The organism is Sporosarcina sp. P29 (assembly GCF_002743265.1).
In the GTDB taxonomy this organism is placed as follows: Bacteria; Bacillota; Bacilli; order Bacillales_A; family Planococcaceae; genus Sporosarcina.
Genome location: NZ_PDYX01000120.1, coordinates 1 through 392 on the forward strand (window position 1 = coordinate 1; position 392 = coordinate 392).

The following is a 392-nucleotide window of genomic DNA, read 5'->3' on the forward strand; positions in this document are numbered from 1 at the left end:
TTGATGCGATTAAGAAATACGATATGGACCTGGTCGTTTGTGGTCACCACCAGGACTTCTGGAGCAAGCTGATGTCTTCAGCGCGTCAGCTGATTAACACCGTTCATGTGGATATGCTGATTGTTCCACTGCGTGACGAAGAAGACGAGTAAGTCTGCTTTCCCTCTCCCACCGGGAGAGGGAACCGTTCGAGCCTCTTTCCAGCGCGGGTTGGGGTGACGGCATCAAACCGCACACCCTAACCTTCCTGTTCCGGCGTCCCCGAATAAATATCAAACCGGTGCCCTTTGGTGACCACCGCATTGGCCGTGGCCACGTCCGCCAGCGGCGGCGCATAGTCCGGACGTTTCACCACCACGCGCTTCGTGGCTAGCTGACGAGCAGGCGCCAGC

The 392-nt window shown here is 57.4% G+C and carries 2 protein-coding genes; one reads left to right on the forward strand and one right to left on the reverse strand.

Going from position 1 to position 392, the window contains the following annotated elements:
* Positions 1 to 8: 8 nt before the first annotated feature.
* Positions 9 to 152, forward strand: coding sequence for a hypothetical protein (locus CSV68_RS17675; RefSeq protein WP_483315688.1), 144 nt, complete (start codon positions 9 to 11; stop codon positions 150 to 152).
* 86 nt (positions 153 to 238) lie between these two features.
* Here the strand turns inward: CSV68_RS17675 and CSV68_RS17680 are convergent, their stop codons facing one another.
* On the reverse strand, positions 239 to 391 hold the full coding sequence (locus tag CSV68_RS17680; RefSeq protein WP_368665191.1) for a class I SAM-dependent methyltransferase: 153 nt from the start codon (positions 389 to 391) through the stop codon (positions 239 to 241).
* Position 392: the final 1 nt, after the last annotated feature.